Annotated in this window: 19 protein-coding genes; 11 read left to right on the top strand and 8 right to left on the bottom strand. The window is 74.6% G+C overall.

Annotated elements, in window-relative coordinates; genetic code table 11:
* Window positions 1-14 precede the first annotated feature (14 nt).
* Window positions 15-1,010: a helix-turn-helix domain-containing protein gene (locus tag ABGB06_RS09870; RefSeq protein WP_347587382.1), complete on the top strand. Its 996-nt coding sequence runs from the start codon at window positions 15-17 to the stop codon at window positions 1,008-1,010.
* Between the two features lies 1 nt (window position 1,011).
* Here the strand turns inward: ABGB06_RS09870 and ABGB06_RS09865 are convergent, their stop codons facing one another.
* Complete coding sequence (locus ABGB06_RS09865; protein WP_347587380.1) at window positions 1,012-2,217, bottom strand: hypothetical protein; 1,206 nt, start codon at window positions 2,215-2,217, stop codon at window positions 1,012-1,014.
* A 216-nt stretch (window positions 2,218-2,433) separates the two neighbouring features.
* Between ABGB06_RS09865 and ABGB06_RS09860 the strand changes: the two genes are divergently transcribed.
* Window positions 2,434-3,285 carry a peptidoglycan DD-metalloendopeptidase family protein gene (locus tag ABGB06_RS09860; protein WP_347587378.1) on the top strand — a complete coding sequence of 284 codons (852 nt, stop codon included), beginning with the start codon at window positions 2,434-2,436 and terminating at the stop codon, window positions 3,283-3,285.
* Window positions 3,286-3,349: 64 nt separating this feature from the next.
* Here ABGB06_RS09860 and ABGB06_RS09855 read toward each other — a convergent pair whose 3' ends face one another.
* Together ABGB06_RS09855 and ABGB06_RS09850 are read right to left on the bottom strand one after the other, a co-directional pair.
* Window positions 3,350-4,300 carry an alpha/beta hydrolase gene (locus ABGB06_RS09855; RefSeq protein WP_347587376.1) on the bottom strand — a complete coding sequence of 317 codons (951 nt, stop codon included), beginning with the start codon at window positions 4,298-4,300 and terminating at the stop codon, window positions 3,350-3,352.
* A gap of 44 nt (window positions 4,301-4,344) precedes the next feature.
* Window positions 4,345-5,316, bottom strand: a complete 972-nt coding sequence (locus ABGB06_RS09850; protein ID WP_347587374.1) for a WYL domain-containing protein — start codon at window positions 5,314-5,316, stop codon at window positions 4,345-4,347.
* A 63-nt stretch (window positions 5,317-5,379) separates the two neighbouring features.
* Between ABGB06_RS09850 and ABGB06_RS09845 the strand changes: the two genes are divergently transcribed.
* The gene (locus ABGB06_RS09845) at window positions 5,380-6,939 is read left to right on the top strand and encodes an MFS transporter (protein ID WP_347587372.1); all 1,560 of its coding nucleotides are present in this window, start codon (window positions 5,380-5,382) and stop codon (window positions 6,937-6,939) included.
* Between the two features lie 61 nt (window positions 6,940-7,000).
* Here the strand turns inward: ABGB06_RS09845 and ABGB06_RS09840 are convergent, their stop codons facing one another.
* Window positions 7,001-7,621 (bottom strand): helix-turn-helix domain-containing protein, encoded by a 621-nt coding sequence (locus ABGB06_RS09840; RefSeq protein ID WP_347587370.1) that lies wholly within the window; start codon window positions 7,619-7,621, stop codon window positions 7,001-7,003.
* A gap of 51 nt (window positions 7,622-7,672) precedes the next feature.
* Here ABGB06_RS09840 and ABGB06_RS09835 point away from each other — a divergent pair, with 51 nt between their 5' ends.
* Window positions 7,673-8,224 (top strand): N-acetyltransferase family protein, encoded by a 552-nt coding sequence (locus tag ABGB06_RS09835; RefSeq protein WP_347587368.1) that lies wholly within the window; start codon window positions 7,673-7,675, stop codon window positions 8,222-8,224.
* A gap of 38 nt (window positions 8,225-8,262) precedes the next feature.
* The gene (locus tag ABGB06_RS09830; protein WP_347587366.1) at window positions 8,263-8,640 is read left to right on the top strand and encodes a nuclear transport factor 2 family protein; all 378 of its coding nucleotides are present in this window, start codon (window positions 8,263-8,265) and stop codon (window positions 8,638-8,640) included.
* Window positions 8,641-8,659: 19 nt separating this feature from the next.
* On the opposite strand, the gene ABGB06_RS09825 is transcribed toward ABGB06_RS09830, so the two are convergent.
* Genes ABGB06_RS09825 through ABGB06_RS09815 form a run of 3 tightly spaced genes read right to left on the bottom strand, consistent with a single transcriptional unit; the run spans window position 8,660 to window position 10,459 of the window.
* A complete protein-coding gene (locus tag ABGB06_RS09825) occupies window positions 8,660-9,109 on the bottom strand; it encodes a MarR family transcriptional regulator (RefSeq protein WP_347587364.1) in 450 nt (149 codons plus the stop codon).
* Window positions 9,110-9,143: 34 nt separating this feature from the next.
* On the bottom strand, window positions 9,144-9,788 hold the full coding sequence (locus tag ABGB06_RS09820) for an MFS transporter (RefSeq protein WP_347587362.1): 645 nt from the start codon (window positions 9,786-9,788) through the stop codon (window positions 9,144-9,146).
* Complete coding sequence (locus ABGB06_RS09815) at window positions 9,785-10,459, bottom strand: helix-turn-helix domain-containing protein (protein WP_347587360.1); 675 nt, start codon at window positions 10,457-10,459, stop codon at window positions 9,785-9,787. Before ABGB06_RS09815 ends, ABGB06_RS09820 begins: the two co-directional genes overlap by 4 nt.
* A 174-nt stretch (window positions 10,460-10,633) precedes the next feature.
* On the opposite strand from ABGB06_RS09815, the gene ABGB06_RS09810 reads away from it, so the two are divergent.
* The 3 genes from ABGB06_RS09810 to mgrA all read left to right on the top strand — a co-directional run bounded on the left by ABGB06_RS09810 (window position 10,634) and on the right by mgrA (window position 13,085).
* Complete coding sequence (locus tag ABGB06_RS09810) at window positions 10,634-10,906, top strand: hypothetical protein (RefSeq protein ID WP_347587358.1); 273 nt, start codon at window positions 10,634-10,636, stop codon at window positions 10,904-10,906.
* A gap of 90 nt (window positions 10,907-10,996) precedes the next feature.
* Complete coding sequence (locus ABGB06_RS09805) at window positions 10,997-12,007, top strand: phosphotransferase (RefSeq protein ID WP_347587356.1); 1,011 nt, start codon at window positions 10,997-10,999, stop codon at window positions 12,005-12,007.
* 76 nt (window positions 12,008-12,083) lie between these two features.
* Window positions 12,084-13,085, top strand: coding sequence for an L-glyceraldehyde 3-phosphate reductase (mgrA, locus tag ABGB06_RS09800; protein WP_347587354.1), 1,002 nt, complete (start codon window positions 12,084-12,086; stop codon window positions 13,083-13,085).
* Window positions 13,086-13,089: 4 nt separating this feature from the next.
* Here the strand turns inward: mgrA and ABGB06_RS09795 are convergent, their stop codons facing one another.
* A complete protein-coding gene (locus ABGB06_RS09795) occupies window positions 13,090-14,025 on the bottom strand; it encodes a virginiamycin B lyase (RefSeq protein WP_347587352.1) in 936 nt (311 codons plus the stop codon).
* A gap of 175 nt (window positions 14,026-14,200) precedes the next feature.
* Here ABGB06_RS09795 and ABGB06_RS09790 point away from each other — a divergent pair, with 175 nt between their 5' ends.
* The 3 genes from ABGB06_RS09790 to ABGB06_RS09780 are packed head-to-tail and all read left to right on the top strand — an operon-like array spanning window position 14,201 to window position 18,259.
* Window positions 14,201-14,863: a helix-turn-helix domain-containing protein gene (locus ABGB06_RS09790; RefSeq protein ID WP_347587350.1), complete on the top strand. Its 663-nt coding sequence runs from the start codon at window positions 14,201-14,203 to the stop codon at window positions 14,861-14,863.
* 1 nt (window position 14,864) lies between these two features.
* Window positions 14,865-15,668: an ABC transporter ATP-binding protein gene (locus tag ABGB06_RS09785; protein WP_347587348.1), complete on the top strand. Its 804-nt coding sequence runs from the start codon at window positions 14,865-14,867 to the stop codon at window positions 15,666-15,668.
* The gene (locus ABGB06_RS09780; protein ID WP_347587346.1) at window positions 15,668-18,259 is read left to right on the top strand and encodes an FtsX-like permease family protein; all 2,592 of its coding nucleotides are present in this window, start codon (window positions 15,668-15,670) and stop codon (window positions 18,257-18,259) included. Before ABGB06_RS09785 ends, ABGB06_RS09780 begins: the two co-directional genes overlap by 1 nt.
* Window positions 18,260-18,298 lie beyond the last annotated feature (39 nt).

Here is an 18,298-nt window from a genome sequence, read left to right as displayed (position 1 = left end):
GGTCCGGGCGGCCCGTGTTGCTCGTGCGGTTCGACGGTGCGGAGTTGTCCCGGCTGCGGGTGGCGGAGCGGGCCGATCCGCTGTGGGAGACGGTGCTGAGCCTGCACCTGCTGCAGAACCGGCAGGCCGAGGTGGCCTTCGCGCCGTGGCGGCGCGAGGTGCGGGGCGCGCTGCGGCGGCACGGGTTGGTGGACACGGTCCGGGAGTTGGTGCGGTTGTGCCCGGCCGCGACGTACTTTCCCGACTTCCTGACCCCCGGTCGCGGCGAGTCCAGCATCGAGGAGGGCCTCGACCGGGTGCTGGCCACGCCGCGGCGGCGGCTCGCCGCGGAGCTGGGCCGGGTCTACGCCCGCGAGCCCTGGCCGTGGAGCGTGCGGTGGGTGGCCGGGGGAGAGGTGGAGGCCCTGCGGTGGCTGGGCGACGCGTTGCGCCGCTACCACGAGGTGGCCGTGGCGCCGTACCTGGCGGCGATCCGGGCCTGGTCGGCCGCGGACCGCGCCCGGCGGAGCGAGGCGGCCCTGGCCGGCGGCGCGGAGGCGCTGCTGGCGAGCTACGCCGGGCACGAGGGGTGGCGGTACCACGGGGAGGAGCTGCGGGCCCCGTATCCGCTTCGCCGTGAGCTGCCGTTGCGCGGCCGGCCGTTGACGCTGGTGCCCGGCTTCTTCTGCGTCCGCACACCGCTGACGCTGGCCGACGACCGACTCCCGCCGGTGCTGGTCTATCCCCTCACGCCGGCCGCCGGATGGCTGACCCGGCTGCGCCGCGACGAGGCCACGCCGCCGGTCGGGCAGCTCATCGGAACCACCCGCTCGCGGGTGCTGCGGGCGTTGTCCGCGCCGGTGACCACGACCGGGCTCGCGGCCCGGACGGGCCTGGCGCCCTCGACGGTGAGCCACCACGTGGCGGTGCTGCGCGAGGCCGGGCTCGTCGCCTCGGAACGCGACGGGATGCGGGTGCTGCACTCGCGCACCCGGCTGGGCACGGCGTTGTTGGACGGGTCCGCGCCGTGAGTCACGGGCACCCGGGGACGCCGGGCAGCTGGCTCTCCGGGACGTCGATGTAGATGTTGGTGATGTAGCCGCCGTAGTCGGGCAGATAGGCCCACCAGTCGTTGGTGACGCCCTCCGCCGTGACGACGTCGCCCTGCCGCTGGCAGGTGACGCGGACGGCGGCGCCGGTGGGGACGGTCGCCACCACGGGCGCGTCGAGCAGCGGGGCGGAGCGCACCCGCACACCCGAGCCCCACGTGGGGAACACGGCACCCTCCTCCGCGAGTTCGGCGCCGGGCACGTTGAGGGAGCGCACCAGGTCGGTGATCTCGCGGTACGCCGTGCCGTACGGCGTGCCGTCGGGGTGCAGCGTGAAGACGGCGACGATGGACCGGTCGCCTTCGCCGACGGTGCCCGTGGTGTGCAGCGCCTCGCTCACCAGGTCCAGGTCCGGGTCGTCGGCAGCGGTGGCGCCACGGGACGCGCCCGTGCAGCCGCCGGAGGTGAACCCGGACCAGCCCTGCTTGACGGCCCAGGGGTGCTGGAACGCCGAGGCGATGCCGAAGTACTGGTCGAAGCCGTCGGCGGCGCACCGCGTGGCCTCCCGCAGGCTGCCCAGCACGAGGTCGCGCACGGGCGCGGGGGCGACGTCCAGCAGGTGGCGGTAGACCCGCACGGTGTCCGCCGCGGTGGTGGCGGCGTAGCCCCAGAAGGTGGGGTGGGTGGCGGGGGGCGGGACGGTGCCGGTGAGGGCGAGCCGGTCGACCATCCGCTCGACGATCGCTCCGCCTCCCCGCTCCGCCCAGTAGTGGCTGGCCGCGCCGTCGTCGCTGCTGCGGAGCATGGCGGTCAGGCGCTCGCGGTCGGCGGCCGGCACGTCGTACGTCGGGCCCAGGTCCCACAGGAAGTCCAGCGCGATCAGCAGCTTGACCACCGAGGCGGCGCGGAAGGGCCGGTCCACGTCCCGCTGCTCCGTGAACTCGCCGGTCTGCCGGTCGAACACGGCGACGCTCGTGGTGGTGGCGGCGCCCGAGGCGCCCGCCGTTCCGGCGCGGTCGCCGTCGGGCGACTGCGTCGCCGCGGTCCGTTCCGGCTGGACCACGGCCGTCAGGGAGGCGAGGACGGCGCCGACGATGCCGAGCCGGACGAGGGCGACGACGATCCTGCGGTGCCGGCGGCGCGGGCCGGTCCGCGTCGCGGGGGTGGCGGTGCGGGGACGGTCATCCATGCTGTGCTGGCTCCTCAGCGCGACGCCTGGGCGAGGCCATGCTCTGCCCGTACCCCGGGACGGTGGCAAGGCATTCCGGCTGGGTCGAAAGGGTCCGCGCCGTTCTTGTCGTGATCACGCCCATGCGGCTACGGTCGCCACGCCCCGACAGCCGCGGCGCGATCCGGCTGCCGCCGGGCTTCCCCCACTTCTCGCACGCCCGAGGAGCCACACGCCATGCCATCGCGACTGTTCGCACGCCCAGCCCACCGAAGAGCGCACCGGAGCCGACCTGTGCGACGGCTCCTCGCCGCCGCCACCGCGCTGGCCGCCTTGCTCGCCGGCCTCGTCGCCGCCACCAGCCAGGCGTCCCAGACGGAATCCTCGTCCGCCCTGGCCGCCCCCACCTTCAAGGCGCCCTTCCCCTGCGGACAGCAGTGGACCTACAGCCACCACTCCGCCGAGGTGCGCCGCGCGCTGGACTTCATCCGCTCGGACGGCGGCACCACCGCCGGGTCACCGGTCCTGGCCTCCGCCGCCGGTACGGCCACCCGCCACAGCCAGCCCAGCGGCGCGGGCAACTACATCGTCATCGACCACGGCGGCGGCTGGCAGACGTACTACTTCCACCTCGACGCGTACTCCGTGGCCAACGGCGCGCAGGTCGCCCAGGGACAGCAGATCGGCACCACGGGCAGCACGGGCAACTCCACCGGCGCCCACATCCACTACGAGCAACTCCTCAACGGCGTGGGCCAGAACATCGTCATCAACGGAGGCGCCCTGTCGTACCCGAGCAGCTACGGCTCCGCCCACCTGACGAGCGACAACGGCTGCGGCGAGGGCAACTTCATGACCTGGGGCTCGGGCGTCCGCGTCCGGGCCGACGCCCGGCTGGACGCCCCGGTCGTCACCACCCTGACCGGCCCCACGCTGGTCCACGTCGACTGCCAGAAGCAGGGCGACCCCGTCACGGCGGAGGGCTACACCAACGACTGGTGGGCCCATCTGGCCGACTACGGCGGCTACATCACCAACATCTACATCGACCATCCCGACGCCAAACTCCCCGGCGTCCCCGAATGCTGATCCGCACCCTTCGCACCTTCCGCCCCGCGGGGCCCGGCCGCATCCGGCCGGGCCCCGCGGCCGGTCAGGCCCCGCTGGCCCCGCTGGCCGCGCCGGCCAGCAGGTCGCCGCAGAACGAGGTGATCGCGCGGTGGACGACGGTGGGCTTCTCCCAGGGCATGAAATGGCCGCAGTCGGGGACCCAGAACGGGCCGACGGCCTCGGGGAAGGCGATCGCGCAGCGCTCGGGGATGTGGTCGCCGAGGGTGACCTGGTCGGCGCCGATCAGCACCAGCGTGCGCTGCCGGACCGGGCGGTCGATGAGCTCGGGCGCGGACATGGGGCGGGTGCCCATCACCACCTCGTAGTCGGCGAACGAGGCGCGCAGCCGGTCGGCGTCGGCGTAGGGCTCGGTCAGCAGCGCGAGGTCGGCGTCGTCGAACGCGTCCGGCGGGCACCACATCCGGTGCCCGTAGAACTCGGCGACGTACCGCCGGCGGCGCTCCGGGGTGTCCAGCTCGGCGAGCAGCTCGTCGGCGTGCCGCCCCTGCCGGCGCTGGTAGTCGTAGACGGCGGGCTTGGGCCGTCCCGGCGGGATGCCGGCCGCCGCGAACGCGTCCGGGAGGTCCGGCATGGAGTCGTCGAGCACCACGAGCCGGTCCACCCGCTCCGGATGGCGGTTGGCCAGGTCGATGGCGACCATCGCGCCGAGGTCGTGGCCCGCGACCACGGCGCGCTCCCAGCCGAGGGCGTCCAGCAGGCCGACCAGGTCCGCGTTGAACGCCGCGAAGTCGTAGAAGCCGTCGGGGGCGAAGTCCGAGCCGCCGTACCCCCGCAGGTCGGGGGCGGCGACGTCGAAGCCCGCCTCGGCGAGCGGCCCCAGCGCGTGGGACCAGATCAGGCTCGTGCAGGGGAAGCCGTGCAGCAGGAGCAGCGGCACGCCGGTGGCGGGACCGCCGCGGCGGACGGCCAGCCGGTGGCCCTCGCGGACCGCGACGGATGTGGGAGGGATGATCGTGGGTGGTGCGTTGGTCACGGTTCATCCTCACACGCCCCACTGACAACGGGTTGGGAGCCCGCTCAGCCCGCCGCCGCGCGTTCGTAGCGGGTCGCGAGGGCGCGGAGTTGGGCGGCGAGTTCGGGGGCCGCGGCGGGGTCGATGGTGAAGTCGGCGCCGAGCATGCCGAGCCAGACGGCGAGCATCTCGACGTTGTCGGAGCCGGAGGAGACGACGCAGCTGCGCTCGTCCACCGCCTCGACCGGGCCCACCCACGGCGGGAGGCGTTCGGCGACGGTCTCGGCCGGGGCGTGCACGGTGACCCGGGCGGTGTAGCGCCACGCGGCGGCGGCCACGCTGCGCGACACGTACCCCGCCAGGTCCTCCTCGGGCAGCGGGCGGGGCGCGAAGCGCGGGCCGGTGGGCGTGCGCGGTTCGCTCATCCGGTCCACCCGGAAGATGCGCCAGTCGGAGCGCAGGGTGTCCCAGGCCACCAGGTACCAGCGGCGGCCCCAGTTGACCAGCGAGTACGGCTCCACGTCGCGCAGCGCGCTGGCCGCGGCGCGGGTCACGTAGTCGAAGCGCAGCCGTTCGTGGTCCCGGGCGGCGGCCGTGATGGTGGTGAGCAGGTCCGGCGCCACCTGTTCCGCGGCGCGCCGCGCGGGCACGGTCACCGTGTAGGTCTGCAGGGCGTTCATTCGGCGGCGCAGGCGGGGCGGCAGCACCTGCTCCAGTTTGGCCAGCACGCGCAGCGCCGACTCCTCGATGCCGGCGACCGAGCCGCCGGTCGCGGTGCGCATGCCGACGGCGACGGCGACCGCCTCCTCGTCGTCCAGCAGCAGCGGGGGCAACGTGCTGCCCGCGCCGAGCCGGTAGCCGCCGACCGCGCCGCGGGTGGCGTGTACCGGGTAGCCGAGCCGGCGCAGCCGCTCGACGTCGTTGCGTACGGTCCGGGTGGTGACGTCCAGGCGTGCCGCCAGGTCCGTGCCGCTCCACTCGCGCGGCATCTGCAGCAGCGAGAGCAGGCGGAGGAGGCGGGCCGATGTTTCCAACATGAGACCAAGTCTGCCGGACGATTAGGAACGTAGTGTTCCTATAGCGCTGGGAGGCTCCTGGGCATGGAGAACACGACTGGTACAGACGTAACGCGCGACCGGCGCTGGCTCGGGCTCTTCGCCGTCCTCGCCGCGATGATCATGAACCTGCTGGACGCGACGGTGGTCAACGTGGCCGCGCCGTCGATCCAGGCGGACCTCGGCGGTTCGGAGGCCAGCCTCCAGTGGATCGCCGCCTCGTACACCCTCGCGCTGGCGGTCGGGCTGCTGACCGGCGGCCGGCTGGGCGACATGTACGGGCGCCGGCGACTGATGCTGCTCGGCGTGGCCGGCTTCCTCGTGGCCTCCGTCGCGTGCGCGCTGGCCTGGTCGCCCGGGGTGCTGGTGAGCGCCCGGGTGGCGCAGGGGCTGTTCGGCGCGGTCATGATCCCGCAGGCGTTCGGGCTGATCCGGGACCTGTTCCCGCCGGCCGAGATCGGCAAGGCGTTCGGCGCGCTGGGCCCGGTCATCGGCCTGTCCACGATCGCCGGCCCGGTCGTCGCCGGGGTGCTGACGGACGCGGACATCTTCGGCACCGGCTGGCGGATGGTGTTCTTCATCAACCTGCCGCTGGCAGTGTTCGCCCTGCTCGCGGGCCGCGCGGCGCTGCCGAGGTCCACCCGGTCGCGCGGCATGCGGCTGGACGGAACGGGCGCGCTGCTGGGCGGCGTGGGCATGTTCCTGCTGGTCTTCCCGCTGGTGCAGGGCCGTGAGCTGGGCTGGCCGGCCTGGCTGCTGGCGGTGGCCGCGGGCTCGGTGGCCGCGCTGGTCGCCTTCGGGGTCAGGCAGGCGCGGCGTTCCCGCGCCGGGGACACCCCGCTGGTGGAGCTGAGCGTGCTGCGCAAGCGGTCCTACACCTCGGGCATCGCCTTCACCGTCGTCTTCTTCGGCTCCATCGTCGGCTTCTCGCTGACCACCGGGCTGCTGCTGCAGCTGGGGCTGGGCGACACGCCCGTCGAGGCCAGCCTGACCATGGCGCCGTGGGCGGTCGGCGCGTTCTTCGGCTCCGGGTTCGGCGCCACGATGATGGGGCGGATGGGACGGCACATCCTGCACCTGGGCCTGGGCCTGATGACCGCGGGTCTGGTCTGGGTGTACGTGGTGCTCGACGGGGCGGACGCCGGCCTCGGCGGCTGGGACCTGGCGCTGCCGCTGCTGGTCTACGGGTTCGGCATGGGCATGATCTTCGTGCCGCTCTTCGACATCATCATGGGCGAGATCCGCGACCACGAGGTCGGTTCGGCCGCCGGGCTGCTGGAGTCGTTCCAGCAGCTGGGCGCGAGCCTGGGCGTGGCGGCGTTGGGCACGGTCTTCTTCTCGGCGGTCGGCGACCGGCCGGTGGTGGGCGACTTCCTGGACGCGTCGCGGCACGTCACGCTGATCGCCCTGGCGCTGACCGTGGGCGCCTTCGCCCTCGGGTTCCTGCTGCCGCGCCGGGCCCGCGAGGCGGCGCACGGGGCGCCGGAGCCGGGCCCGGAGTCCGGTGCCGAGTCCGGTGCCGGCTCCGGCGCCGAGGCCGGGTCCGAGGCCGACCGGGGCCGGGAGCGCGCCGACGCGGAGCCGCCCGTGGCGGCCGGCGTCTGAGCACCCGCACGCCCTTCGGCACGCCATGTCCGTCCCCCGCGCCATCCGGCCGGGGGCGGACTCATGCCGTGCCTGAGGGCGTGCGCGGGCGCATGATCAGCGCCGCGACATGGTAGGTGCAGGGCGTGCGGCCGGGGTTGGCGTAGCCGTGCCCGACGTCGGCGGCGAAGTAGGCCGAGTCGCCGGCGTGCAGCGTCGTGGCTCCCGCGCCGCCGTCCCCGCTGGCGTCGCCCTCGCCCGCGCCCTCGCCGAGGGTAAGCCGGAGCGTGCCGGAGTCCACCGCGACGAACTCGTGCGACCCCGGCGCGTAGGCCGGGAAACGCCCCGCGTCGCAGCCCGGGGGGAGCGTCGAGCGGATCCACTCGAAGTTCACGCCCGGGATCACGGGGGAGAGGATCACCCGGCGCCAGCCGCCCGGCTCGTGCACGCTGATGTCCTGCTCGGCGGCGCGGCGCACCACCAGGCGCGGTTCTCCCGGTTCCTCGATCAGCCGGGTCAGCGGCAGCCGCAGCCCGTCGGCGATGCGGGCCAGCACCACGACCGTGGGCGCCTTCTGGCCGCGTTCCACCGCCGAGAGCATGCTCACGCTGACCGTGGCGGCGGCGGCCAACTCCTGGAGGGTCTGGCCGCGTTCATGCCGGGCGGCCTGAACGCGCCGGCCCAGTGCGGGGAGGTCGATCATTCCTCTATAATATGTTCTGTTTTCTCTATAGTGAAAAACAGGTGCCTCCCGATGTCCCACGCGATCTCCGTTCGCCCGGCGACGGCCGACGACCTGCCGGCGGTGGCCGACATCTTCCTCGGCTACGTCGTCGGCTCCGTGTCCACCTTCGAGGAGTCGCCGCCCGGCGTCGCCACCTGGCGGCAGAAGCTCGACGACCTCACCGAACGCGGCCTGCCCTTCCTGGTCGCCGAGGCGACCGTCGCCGAACCGGGCGGCGGGTCGGACGCCGGCGGGGTGGTCGGCTTCGCGTACGCCGGGCCCTGGCGACCCAAGCCCGCGTACCGGCACACCGCCGAGGACTCCATCTATCTCGCGCCCGGCTGGACCGGGAGGGGCATCGGCCGGACCCTGCTGTCCGCCCTGGTCGACTCCTGCGCGCGGGCCGGGGTCCGGCAGCTGATCGCGGTCATCGCGGAGCCCGGTGACGGCGCCTCGTCCGCGCTGCACCGCGCCTTCGGGTTCGCCGAGGCGGGCCGCCTCACCGGCGTCGGGCACAAGCACGGCCGCTGGCTGGACACCGTGCTGCTGCAGCGCGACCTGACCGGGCCCTTGGCCGGCTGACCGGATTATTGTCAGTGGTGCCTGCGAGGATGCGAGGCATGGAACCTTCCGCGGTGGTACGAGAGCTCTGGGACCGGATGGCGGCCCGCGACTGGGACGCCCTCGGCGCGCTGCTGGCCGACGACGTCGTGGTGGAGTGGCCCGTCAGCGCCGAGCGCATCGTCGGCCGGGAGCACTACGTCCGGGTCAACGCGGAGTATCCCGAGGGGTGGGAGATCCGGGTCCTGCGGATCGTGGCGGACGGCGACGAGGTGGTCTCGGAGGTGGAGGTCCCGCACGAGACGGCGGGGCTCCACCGGGTCGCGTCGTTCTGGACGGTCCGGGACGGGCGAATAGCCCGCGCCCGGGAGTACTGGACGCAGCCGGGCACCGACCCCTCCCCGGACTGGCGCGCCGCGTACGTGCAGCGGCTCTGATCCCGTTCCGCCCGGAGCCTCAGGGGAGGTCGCTGTCGCCGCCGAGGTTGTCGATCATCCGGCGCAGCACGTTGAGTGCGGCCACGTACTCGCCGGTCCCGATGCCCTCGTGGGTCTGCCGGTGCACCTTGGCGTTGCGCTCCCGTGCCCGGAGCCGCCCGGCCTCCCCGGCGTCGGTCAGCGTCAGCGTGCCGCCGTCCTGCGTCATCCAGCCGCGGGCGACCAGATCGTCGTAGACGCCGTCGAAGTCGATGTCCTGGTCGTCGAACGGCGCCAGCCGTTCGGTCAGCCCGGCCCGGCTCCAGGTCGCGGGCGCGCCCGCGACGTGGTTGAGCGTCCACCAGTGCGGCTGCGTCAGCTCCTCCACGGCCAGCGCGGCCCGGATGCGCCCGACGACCGCGCGGTAGGCGGCGCCGCTCCAGTAACCGACGGGCTGGGCGGCGAGTTGTTCCTCCGAGTACTCCTTCATGCCGGTCACGCTAGGAGTTCAAGTCCTCTTGAGGTCAAGTCGCGCCGGCGCGCGCGAGGCGTCCCGGCGCGGGTGCGGCGGGCCGGCGGTCGGGCAGCGCGCGGGCGAGTACGGCCGCCGCGACCAGCCCGAGCGGGAGGTTGATCCAGAACGCCCAGCGCCAGCCGGCGTGGTCGGCCAGCAGGCCGCCGAGGATCGGCCCACCGACCAGGCCGAGGACCATCATCGTGGCCAGCGCCGTCTGCATGCGGATCAGGCCGTCGGTCCGGGAGGAGGGATGGAGGTCGCGGATCAGCGCCATGCCGAGGGTGAGCAGGGCGCCGGCGCCGAGGCCCTGCACAGCGCGGGCGGCGATCAGCGCCGGCATGGAGCCGGCCAGAGCGCAGGCGAGCGAGCCGAGCAGGAAGAGGGCGAGCCCGGACAGCAGCAGCCCACGGCGGCGGTACAGGTCGGAGGACCGGCCGTAGACCGGCACGCTGACCGAGGAGGTGAGCAGGTAGGCGGTGACGAGCCAGAGGTACCAGGAGTCGGCGCCGCCCAGCTGCTCGGCGATCCGGGGCAGCGCGGTGGCGACGACGGTGCCGTCCAGCATGGCCAGGAAGGCGCAGCCCAGGAGAGCGAGGGTGACGAGCCGCAGGCGGCGCGGCGACAGCGTCTCGTACGCGTCGGGTGCGGTCACCGCGGCTCCCCAGGGCCCTCGCCGGAGGGCTCTTCCGGCGCCTCGCCGTGGGCCCTCCCCGGATCGGTGACCGCGCCGTGCAGGAAGAGGTCGAGCAGTTCCTCGGTGCTCAGCGGCTCGGGGGCGTGGAGGCGGCCGGCCGACATCAGCATCAGCTGGAAGGCGTCCGCGCTGCGCTCCGGGCTCAGGCGCAGGATGTCCCGGTCGGGCTCGAACAGCGCGGCCAGGGCGGCGCGTGGCGCGGCCAGGCCGGCCTCGCGGTCCGGGAGCCGGCCCTCCCTGCCGGGCCGGGGCGGCGCGGGTCGCTCCAGTTTGCCGGCGGCGGCGAGGGCCCCGGCGACGGCGCCCATCCGCTCCATGAAACCGCGCATCACCTCGGCCGCCTCGGTGAGCCGGGCCGCGAGCGGCTGGTCGAGGGCGACGGACGCGAGGTGGGCGACGGTGGTGTCGGGTCGCACGGCCTCCGCCATGCAGGCCCTGAGCAGGGCGTCCTTGTCCTCGAACACACGGAAGATCGTGCCCTCGCCGATGCCGGCGGCGCGGGCGATCTTCGCGGTGGTCACGGCGGCGCCGTACTCGACGACGAGGGGCAGGGCCGCGGCGACGATCATGGCGCGGCGCTGTTCGGGTTCCATGGCCGGCGCCCGGCGCCGGGAGGGGGTCTCCACCATGCCGTCCACAGTACGGAGTGAGTACTCACTCCGTCAATCACATCGGGCGCTCCGACTGTTCAACTACTCGCAACGTCCGCTGCCGTAGCGGGACATGGCGCACCACACCGGCGCGGGCTACGGTGTGCGCGACGACCGGGTCAGCGGGGCGAGGACGAACGGGGTGGGGCGAGGATGAGACGGCTGTGGCGGCTCGGCGCGGTACTGACGGCCGGGGCCGCGGCCCTGCTGCTCGCGGGCTGCAGCACCACCCCGACGGACTACAGCGAGATCGTCACGTTCACCGACGAGCACGGCCGCGCCTGCACGGCCGCGGTGGTCGTCGACCAGGAGCAGAACGAGGGCGACGACTACGAGATCACCAGCCTCGACTGCGACTACCCACCGGAGGGCGAGACGCCGGGCCCCAGCCGCTACCAGCCCCTGCCGGGGCGCGAGTCGGACTGACGAGCCGCGGCCGGGACCCGCCGCTCAACACGGCTGATGCGCTGACTTAATGCGTCGACGCGCGCGGTGCTCGTTGGCCAGAGTGGGGGCGTGAGGACGAGACCGACGGGACTGGACGACGCGGCGCTGGCCCGGGCGCTCCGCGAGGGCTGGGGGATCGACATCGCGCCGGGAGGAGAACCGCGGTACCTGCCGGTGGGGTTCGGCGACCACCACTGGGCCGCCGAGGACGCCGCCGGGACCCGGTGGTTCGTCACCGTGACGGAGCTGGCGGGGGAGGGCGCGTTCGACGAGCTGCGCCGGGCGATGGAGGGCGCGGCCTGGCTCGCCGGCGCGGGCGGCCTGGACTTCGTGGTCGGCCCGGTGCCGAGCCGGCGCGGGGAGAGCGTCCGGGCTCTGGGGCGCGAGTTCGCCGTCGCGGTGTTCCCGTGGGTGGACGGCGGCGCGGGTGCGTTCGGACCCTGGCGGACGGCGGCGGAACGCGACGCGGTGGGGCGGATGATGGGGACGCTGCACGCGGCGACGGCCGGGGCGCTCGGCGCGGGCCTGCGGCTGCCCGTGCGGGACCCCGGCGACCTGCCGGGGCGCGCCGCGCTGGAGGTCGCGCTGGCGGAGCTGGACCGGCCGTGGACGGGCGGGCCTTTCGCGGAGCCCACCCGACGCCTGCTCGCCCGGCACGGGGCGGACGCGCTGCGCGCGGTGCTGGGACGGTTCGACGCGCTGACCGCCCGGGTGGCCGCCGCCGGCCGCCCGTACGTGATCACCCACGGCGAACCGCATCCGGGGAACGTCGTCCGCGCCGGGGACCGACTCCGGCTGGTGGACTGGGACACGGTGGGGCTCGCGCCGCCGGAGCGGGACCTGTGGTGGCTGGCCGCCGATGCCGATGCCGATGCCGATGCCGACGCCGACGACCTGCGGCGCGGCGCCGACGGGGAGACGCTGCTGCTGTACCGGATCCGCTGGGATCTCGACGATCTCACCGGCTACCTCGACGAGTTCCGGCGCCCGCACCGGCGGACCGCGGACACCGAGACCGCCTGGGAGGGCGTGGTCGGGTCCGTGCGGCGCCTGGTCGCGGCGGCCTCGACCGGGTCGTAAGTCACTGGTTGTGGGCGCACCCGCGTGACAGGATCGGGCGGCCGGTGCCACACAGACGTTCTGAGCAGGGAGAACCGTGACCTACCTCGCCGCGTCCACCCGTTACGACACCACGATGAGCTACCGTCGCTCGGGCCGTTCCGGCCTGAAGCTGCCCGCCGTCTCGCTCGGCCTCTGGCACAACTTCGGCGACGCCAACCCCCTCGGCGGCCAACGAGCCATCCTGCGGCGCGCGTTCGACCTCGGCGTCACGCACTTCGACCTGGCCAACAACTACGGGCCCAGGCCCGGCGCCGCCGAGGAGAACTTCGGCCGGATCATGGCCAGCGACTTCCGCCCCTACCGCGACCAGATGATCATCTCCACCAAGGCGGGCTACGACATGTGGCCCGGGCCGTACGGCGAGTGGGGTTCGCGGAAGTACCTGCTCGCCAGCCTGGACCAGAGCCTGGGCCGGATGGGCCTGGACTACGTGGACATCTTCTACTCGCACCGCCCCGACCCCGACACTCCGCTCGAGGAGACGATGGGCGCGCTGGACTCCGCGGTCCGGCAGGGCAAGGCGCTCTACGTCGGCATCTCCAACTACTCGCCCGAGCAGACCCGGGAGGCCGCCCGCATCCTGGGCGAGCTGGGCACGCCGCTGCTGATCCACCAGCCCTCCTACTCGATGGTCAACCGCTGGGTGGAGGACGGGCTGCTGGACGCGCTGGACGAGATCGGGGCCGGCTCCATCGCGTTCTCCCCGCTCGCCCAGGGCCTGCTCACCGACCGCTACCTCGGCGGCATCCCCGAGGACTCGCGGGCCGGCGGCGCGAGCCCGTTCCTCAACGAGACGAGGGTCAACGAGACGGTGGCCACCGCGCGGGCGCTCAACGAGATAGCGAAGCGCCGCGGCCAGACCCTCGCCCAGACGGCCATCGCCTGGGTGCTCCGCGGCGGCCGCGTCACCTCGGCGCTGATCGGCGCCAGCAGCGTCCGGCAGCTGGAGGACAGCGTGGGCGCGGCGGCCAATCTCGACTTCACCGACGAGGAACTGGCCGAGATCGAGTCCGTGCTGACCGGCGCGGCGGCCTAGACAGCTAGGTCCTGTCCGGAGGGCCGACCCGGGCCAGCGCGCCCGTCTCCAGCGCCACCCACAGCGCGCCTCCCCCAGCCTTCGGCCGGGGGGACCCCCATGGGCCCACGGCGATCCCGTGCGGTTCGGACGACGGCTCGGGCAGCTCGTACCCGTGGAACGCGCCGTCCGGGGTGCGGTGGACCACGCGGTTGCCGCCCCATTCGGTGAACCAGCAGTCGCCCGGCGCCGTGGCCACCACGGCGTGCGGCCTGGCGGCGCGGTCGGGAAGCGGGAACTCCTCGACCGCGCCAGTCACCGAGATCCGGCCGAGCTGGCCGGCGAGCAGTTCCACGAACCACAGCGCCTCGCCGTCGCTCGCGATGCCGACGGGTCCGGCGCCCGCGGTCGGCAGCGGGTACACGTCGGCCTCGCCGTCGACGCCGACCCGGGCGATGGCGTTGCCCTGGTTGAGCGTGCACCACAGAGCGCCGTCGGGGCCGGCGCAGATCGCCGAGGGGAACGCCCCCGACACGGGCAGCGGAAAGTCCGTCACCTCCCCGTCGGTGGTGATCCGGCCGACGCGGTCGGCGTTCATCTCCGTGAACCACAGGGCGCCGTCCGGCCCGGCCGCGATGCCGAAGGGACCGCCGTCCGCCGTCGGCACCGGGAAGGCGGTGATCTCGCCGTCCGTCGTGATCCGGCCGATGCGGTGATCCCGGGTCCGGGTGAACCACAGCGCGCCGTCGGGCCCGGCGGTGATGATCGTGGGCTGACAGTCCGCCGAGTCCAGCGCGTACGTGGCCACCGTCTCGCCGTCCGCGGTGACCCGCGCGATCCGCCCGGCGTGCGCGAGCGTCACCCACAGCGCACCGTCGGGCCCGGCCGCCAGCGCGTAGGGCCCGGATCCCTCCTCCGCCACGGGAAACACCCGGACCTCCGGGTTGCCGGCACCGGACATGGCGGCTCCTTCTGTCGCGTCCATCCGCCGCACGGTGCCCGCCGGCGATGGCGAACGCAACCGTTTTTCCGCGCGTGTCGGGCCGGATCCGGTGCCGGCGGCGGGGGTTAACCCCACCACGGTCGGGGTGCCCGCCCGATCGTGCACAGGTGGTTGTGCACAGAAGACTGTGTACATGCCCTACACCCCCTCACTCGACGGCCTGAAGGCGCTGGCGCACCCGCGGCGACTGCAGATCATGGAGCGGCTGGCCATGTACGGGCCCGCGACGTCCGCGACCCTCGCCCGCGCGCTCGACCTCAACACCGGGGCGACCAGCTACCACCTCCGCGCCCTGGCCCGTTTCGGTTTCGTCGAGGAGACCGGGGGAGGCGAGGGCGCCCACGGCCGCGAACGCTGGTGGCGCGCGGTGTCCCAGGACCTGCGGCTGCCGCCGCGCAGCCAGCAGGATCCGGAGACCCGGCGGGTCGTGGACGAGATGAACCGCCTGGCCTACGCCTCCGACCTGCGGCTCTTCGCGTGGCTCCAGGGCGCGCAGGGCGAGGAGGCGGGCGCCTGGCTGGACGCGTTCCCGTACTCGCGCGGCACCATCCGGCTGACCCTCGACGAGCTCCGCGACCTCTTCGAGGACTACATCGCGCTCCTCAACCGCTACAAGCGCCCCCCGGAGCAGACCCCGGCGGACGCCCGCACCGTCCTCACCCGCTTCCTGGCGTTCCCCGCGCCGGACCCGGACACCGACCTGGGCGCCGACCCGGACACCCGGCCCGACGCGAACCCCGACTCCGACTCCGATCCGAGCGCCGGCCCCGACCGGCGGAGCAAGAAGGAAGACTGACATGACCAGCGTCTCCACCAGACCCGACTCCGGGGCCACCCCCGGGGGTGGCCCCGGGAGCGCGGCCGGCACCGCCGCGCTCCGCCTCGACGCGGTGACCAAGACCTACGACGGCACCCGGGGCCGGGCCGCGGTCCGCGCGCTCGACGGCGTCTCCGTCGCCATCCCGCCCGGCACGTTCACCGCCGTGATGGGCCCCTCGGGCTCCGGCAAGAGCACGTTCCTGCACTGCGCCGCCGGACTCGACCGGGTCACCTCGGGCGCCGCCTGGATCGGCGACACCGAGCTCGGCTCCCTCAACGAGACCCGACTCACCCACCTGCGCCGCCGCCGCGTCGGCTTCGTCTTCCAGGCGTTCAACCTGGTCCCCGCCCTGACCGTCCGGCACAACATCGCCCTGCCGCTGCGCCTGAACCACGAACGCGTCAACCGGCGTTGGCTGGCCGAGATCCTCGACCGCGTCGGCCTGGCCGGCAAGGCGCACGCCCGCCCCGCCGAACTCTCCGGCGGCCAGCAACAGCGGGTGGCCATCGCCCGCGCGCTGATCACCCGCCCCGACGTCATCTTCGGCGACGAGCCCACCGGCGCCCTGGACACCGTCACCGCCCGGGAGATACTCACCCTGCTCCGCTCCTGCGTGGACGAGACGGGCCAGACCGTCGTCATGGTCACCCACGACCCGGTCGCCGCCGGGCACGCCGACACCGTCCTCTTCCTCGCCGACGGCCGGATCGTCGACGAGATGACCGCGCCCACCGCCGAACGCGTGGCGGAGCGCATGACGCACCTGGGGGCGTGGGCCTGATGCTGCGCTACGCACTGCACACCATCGCCGCCCGGAAGGCCGGCTTCGTCGGCGCGTTCCTCGCCCTGTGCTGCGCCGCCGCCCTGGTCACGGCCTGCGGCACGCTGCTCGAGACCGGCCTGCGCGGCGAGATCGCCACCGAGCGCTACGCCGGCACGCCCATCGTCGTCACCGCCGACCAGGACGTGCACCACGAGCAGCGGAAGGGCGACAAGACCAAGCACAAGGCCAAGCCGGTGTACGAGCGGGCCTGGCTCCCCGCCGAGACGGTCCAACGGATCGAGGACGTCCCCGGGGTCCGCGTCGCCGTCCCCGAACTGACCTTCCCCGCCACGCTGCTGGCCGGCGACGGCGGCGCCGTCCCCGGTGCGGCGGGCGAGTCCCTCGGCCACGCCTGGACCTCCGCCGTCCTCACCCCGTTCCACGTGGAACGGGGCCACCCGCCGCGCGCCGACGACGAGATCGTCCTCGACCGCGACCTGGCCGCCCGTGCCGGTCTGGCGCCCGGCGACCCCGTCACCGTCCAGGCCACCGGCGCCCCGGCCACGTACACCGTCGCCGGCGTCACCGCCGAGGCGGCCGGCCAGCAGTCCGCGGTCTTCTTCACTGACGCCGAGGCCCGCCGCCTCGCCGGCCACGAGGGGCAGGTCTCCGCCGTCGGCGTCTTCCCCGACCCGGGCTCGGGCGCCGACTCGGGCGCCGACTCCGGCGCCGCATCCGGTACCGACGTGGCCGCGCTGGCCGACGCGGTCGAGGCCGCGCTGGCCGGCACCAGCGCCCCGGCCGCCGAGGTGCACACCGGCGGCGGGCGCGGCCCGGCCGAGTTCCTCGACGCCAGCAAGGCCCGCGTCGAGCTGATCAGCATGGGCGGCGCGATCGGCGGCACCAGCCTGCTCGTCGCCGTCCTCGTCGTCGTCGGCACCTTCGCCCTCACCCTCCAGCAGCGCCAGCGCGAACTCGCCCTGCTCCGCGCCATCGCCGCCACCCCCCGGCAGATCCGCGGCCTGATCGGCCGCGAGGCGCTGGCCGTCGCGTTCGTCGCCGGCCTGCTCGGCGTCGCCGCCGGACAGCCGCTGGCCCGCCTGCTGTACGACCAGTTCGTCGACCTGGGCGTGATCCCGGAGACGCTGTCCATGGTGCGGAGCGCGTTCCCCGCGCTGATCGCCCTGTTCGCCACGCTCCTCGTCGCCTGGTTCGCCGCGCGGGTCTCCGCCCGCCGGGTGGCCCGGATCCGCCCGGCCGAGGCGCTCACCGAGGCGGCCGTGGAACGCCGCACCGGCCTCGGCCGGCTGCTCGCCGGGCTGCTCGTCCTGGCCGGCGGCGTGGTGCTGCTGTTCGTGCTGTCCGTGCTGCGCACCGAACCGGCCGCCATGCCCGTCACCTACCTGACGGTGCTGCTGCTCTCCGTCGCCGTCGCGCTCCTCGGCCCGTTCGTCGCCCGCGCCGCCTTCGCGCTGCTGCCGCGCGGCCTGACCACCCCCGCCGGCCACCTCGCCGCCCACCAGACCCGCGCCAACGCCCGGCGCTTGGCCTCCGTCATCACCCCGCTCACCCTGCTGGTGGCCATGGCCGGGACCGTCCTCTTCACCCAGACGACCCTGGCCGGCGCGGCCGACCGGCAGGTGCGCGACGGCGTGGTGGCCGACGCGGTGCTCGCCGCCGCCCCCGGCGCGCCCGGGGTGCCGGGCCCGGCCGCCGACCGGCTGCGCGCCCTGGACGGCGTCACCGCCGTCACCGAGGTGGTGCACACCACGGTCCGCTCGCCGGGGCTGGACCAGTACACCGTGCAGGGCGTCACCCCCGAAGGACTGGACGCGACGCTGCGCCTCGGCGTCACCGAGGGTTCGCCGGCCGATCTCGCCGCGCTCGACGAGGACGGCGTCGCGATCAGCGAACTGGTCGCCGACAGCAAGGGACTGCACCCCGGCGACACCATGCCCCTGGTGCTGGGCGACGGCACGCCCGTCACGCTCACCGTCGCGGCCGTCTACGAACGCGGCCTCGGCTTCGGCGACCTGACCCTGGCCCACTTGCTCGTCGCGGCGCACATCGACAACCCGCTCGCGGACTCCGTGCTGGTCGCCGGCGACGGCGACCCGGCCGAGCTCGCCGCCCGGCTCGGCGAAGCCCTCGCCGCCGACTACCCGGCCGTCGCCGTCGCCCCCGCGAGTCACCTCGCCGACGCGCTGGCGGAGCAGCGGGAGGCCAGCGCCGAGGTGGCGTTCGTCGCCATGGGCCTGGTGCTGGCCTTCACCACCATCGCCGCCGTGAACACCCTGGCGATGTCGACGGCGGACCGGGCGGGGGAGTTCGGGCTGCTGCGCCTCGTCGGCGCCACCCGCCGGCAGGTCCTGGCCATGCTGCGGCTGGAGGCGCTCGCGGTGGCGGCGACCGCCCTGGCCCTCGGCACGGCGATCTGCCTCGCGACGCTCACCGCGTTCAGCGCCGGCATGGCGGGCGGCGCGGGCGTCTCGGTCGACGCGGTGGCCTGCGCCGGCATCGCGGGCGTCGCCGTCACCCTGGCGCTGGCCGCCACGGCGATCCCCGGCCGACTCGCCCTCCGCGCCCACCGCCGCCACGGCCTGGGGTGAGGACCCGACGGTAGGGTCCCCGGATGCGCGGGCCGGGGA

The sequence above is a fragment of the Streptomyces sp. B6B3 genome, assembly GCF_039871525.1.
Classification (GTDB): Bacteria; Actinomycetota; Actinomycetes; order Streptomycetales; family Streptomycetaceae; genus Streptomyces.
Note: the sequence above shows the minus strand (reverse complement) of the source record. Positions and strands in the feature narration are given on the sequence as shown.

What these genes read in the sequence shown, in the direction of transcription:
- ABGB06_RS09795 (WP_347587352.1), bottom strand. Translation starts at nt 14,025, where the DNA reads ATGTCCGGTGCCGGCAACCCGGAGGTCCGGGTGTTTCCCGTGGCGGAG.
- ABGB06_RS09780 (WP_347587346.1), top strand. Translation starts at nt 15,668, where the DNA reads ATGCTGCGCTACGCACTGCACACCATCGCCGCCCGGAAGGCCGGCTTC.
- ABGB06_RS09815 (WP_347587360.1), bottom strand. Translation starts at nt 10,459, where the DNA reads ATGGTGGAGACCCCCTCCCGGCGCCGGGCGCCGGCCATGGAACCCGAA.
- ABGB06_RS09850 (WP_347587374.1), bottom strand. Translation starts at nt 5,316, where the DNA reads ATGTTGGAAACATCGGCCCGCCTCCTCCGCCTGCTCTCGCTGCTGCAG.
- ABGB06_RS09865 (WP_347587380.1), bottom strand. Translation starts at nt 2,217, where the DNA reads ATGGATGACCGTCCCCGCACCGCCACCCCCGCGACGCGGACCGGCCCG.
- ABGB06_RS09810 (WP_347587358.1), top strand. Translation starts at nt 10,634, where the DNA reads ATGAGACGGCTGTGGCGGCTCGGCGCGGTACTGACGGCCGGGGCCGCG.
- ABGB06_RS09785 (WP_347587348.1), top strand. Translation starts at nt 14,865, where the DNA reads ATGACCAGCGTCTCCACCAGACCCGACTCCGGGGCCACCCCCGGGGGT.
- ABGB06_RS09835 (WP_347587368.1), top strand. Translation starts at nt 7,673, where the DNA reads ATGTCCCACGCGATCTCCGTTCGCCCGGCGACGGCCGACGACCTGCCG.
- ABGB06_RS09860 (WP_347587378.1), top strand. Translation starts at nt 2,434, where the DNA reads ATGCCATCGCGACTGTTCGCACGCCCAGCCCACCGAAGAGCGCACCGG.
- ABGB06_RS09830 (WP_347587366.1), top strand. Translation starts at nt 8,263, where the DNA reads ATGGAACCTTCCGCGGTGGTACGAGAGCTCTGGGACCGGATGGCGGCC.
- ABGB06_RS09825 (WP_347587364.1), bottom strand. Translation starts at nt 9,109, where the DNA reads ATGAAGGAGTACTCGGAGGAACAACTCGCCGCCCAGCCCGTCGGTTAC.
- ABGB06_RS09840 (WP_347587370.1), bottom strand. Translation starts at nt 7,621, where the DNA reads ATGATCGACCTCCCCGCACTGGGCCGGCGCGTTCAGGCCGCCCGGCAT.
- ABGB06_RS09845 (WP_347587372.1), top strand. Translation starts at nt 5,380, where the DNA reads ATGGAGAACACGACTGGTACAGACGTAACGCGCGACCGGCGCTGGCTC.
- ABGB06_RS09790 (WP_347587350.1), top strand. Translation starts at nt 14,201, where the DNA reads ATGCCCTACACCCCCTCACTCGACGGCCTGAAGGCGCTGGCGCACCCG.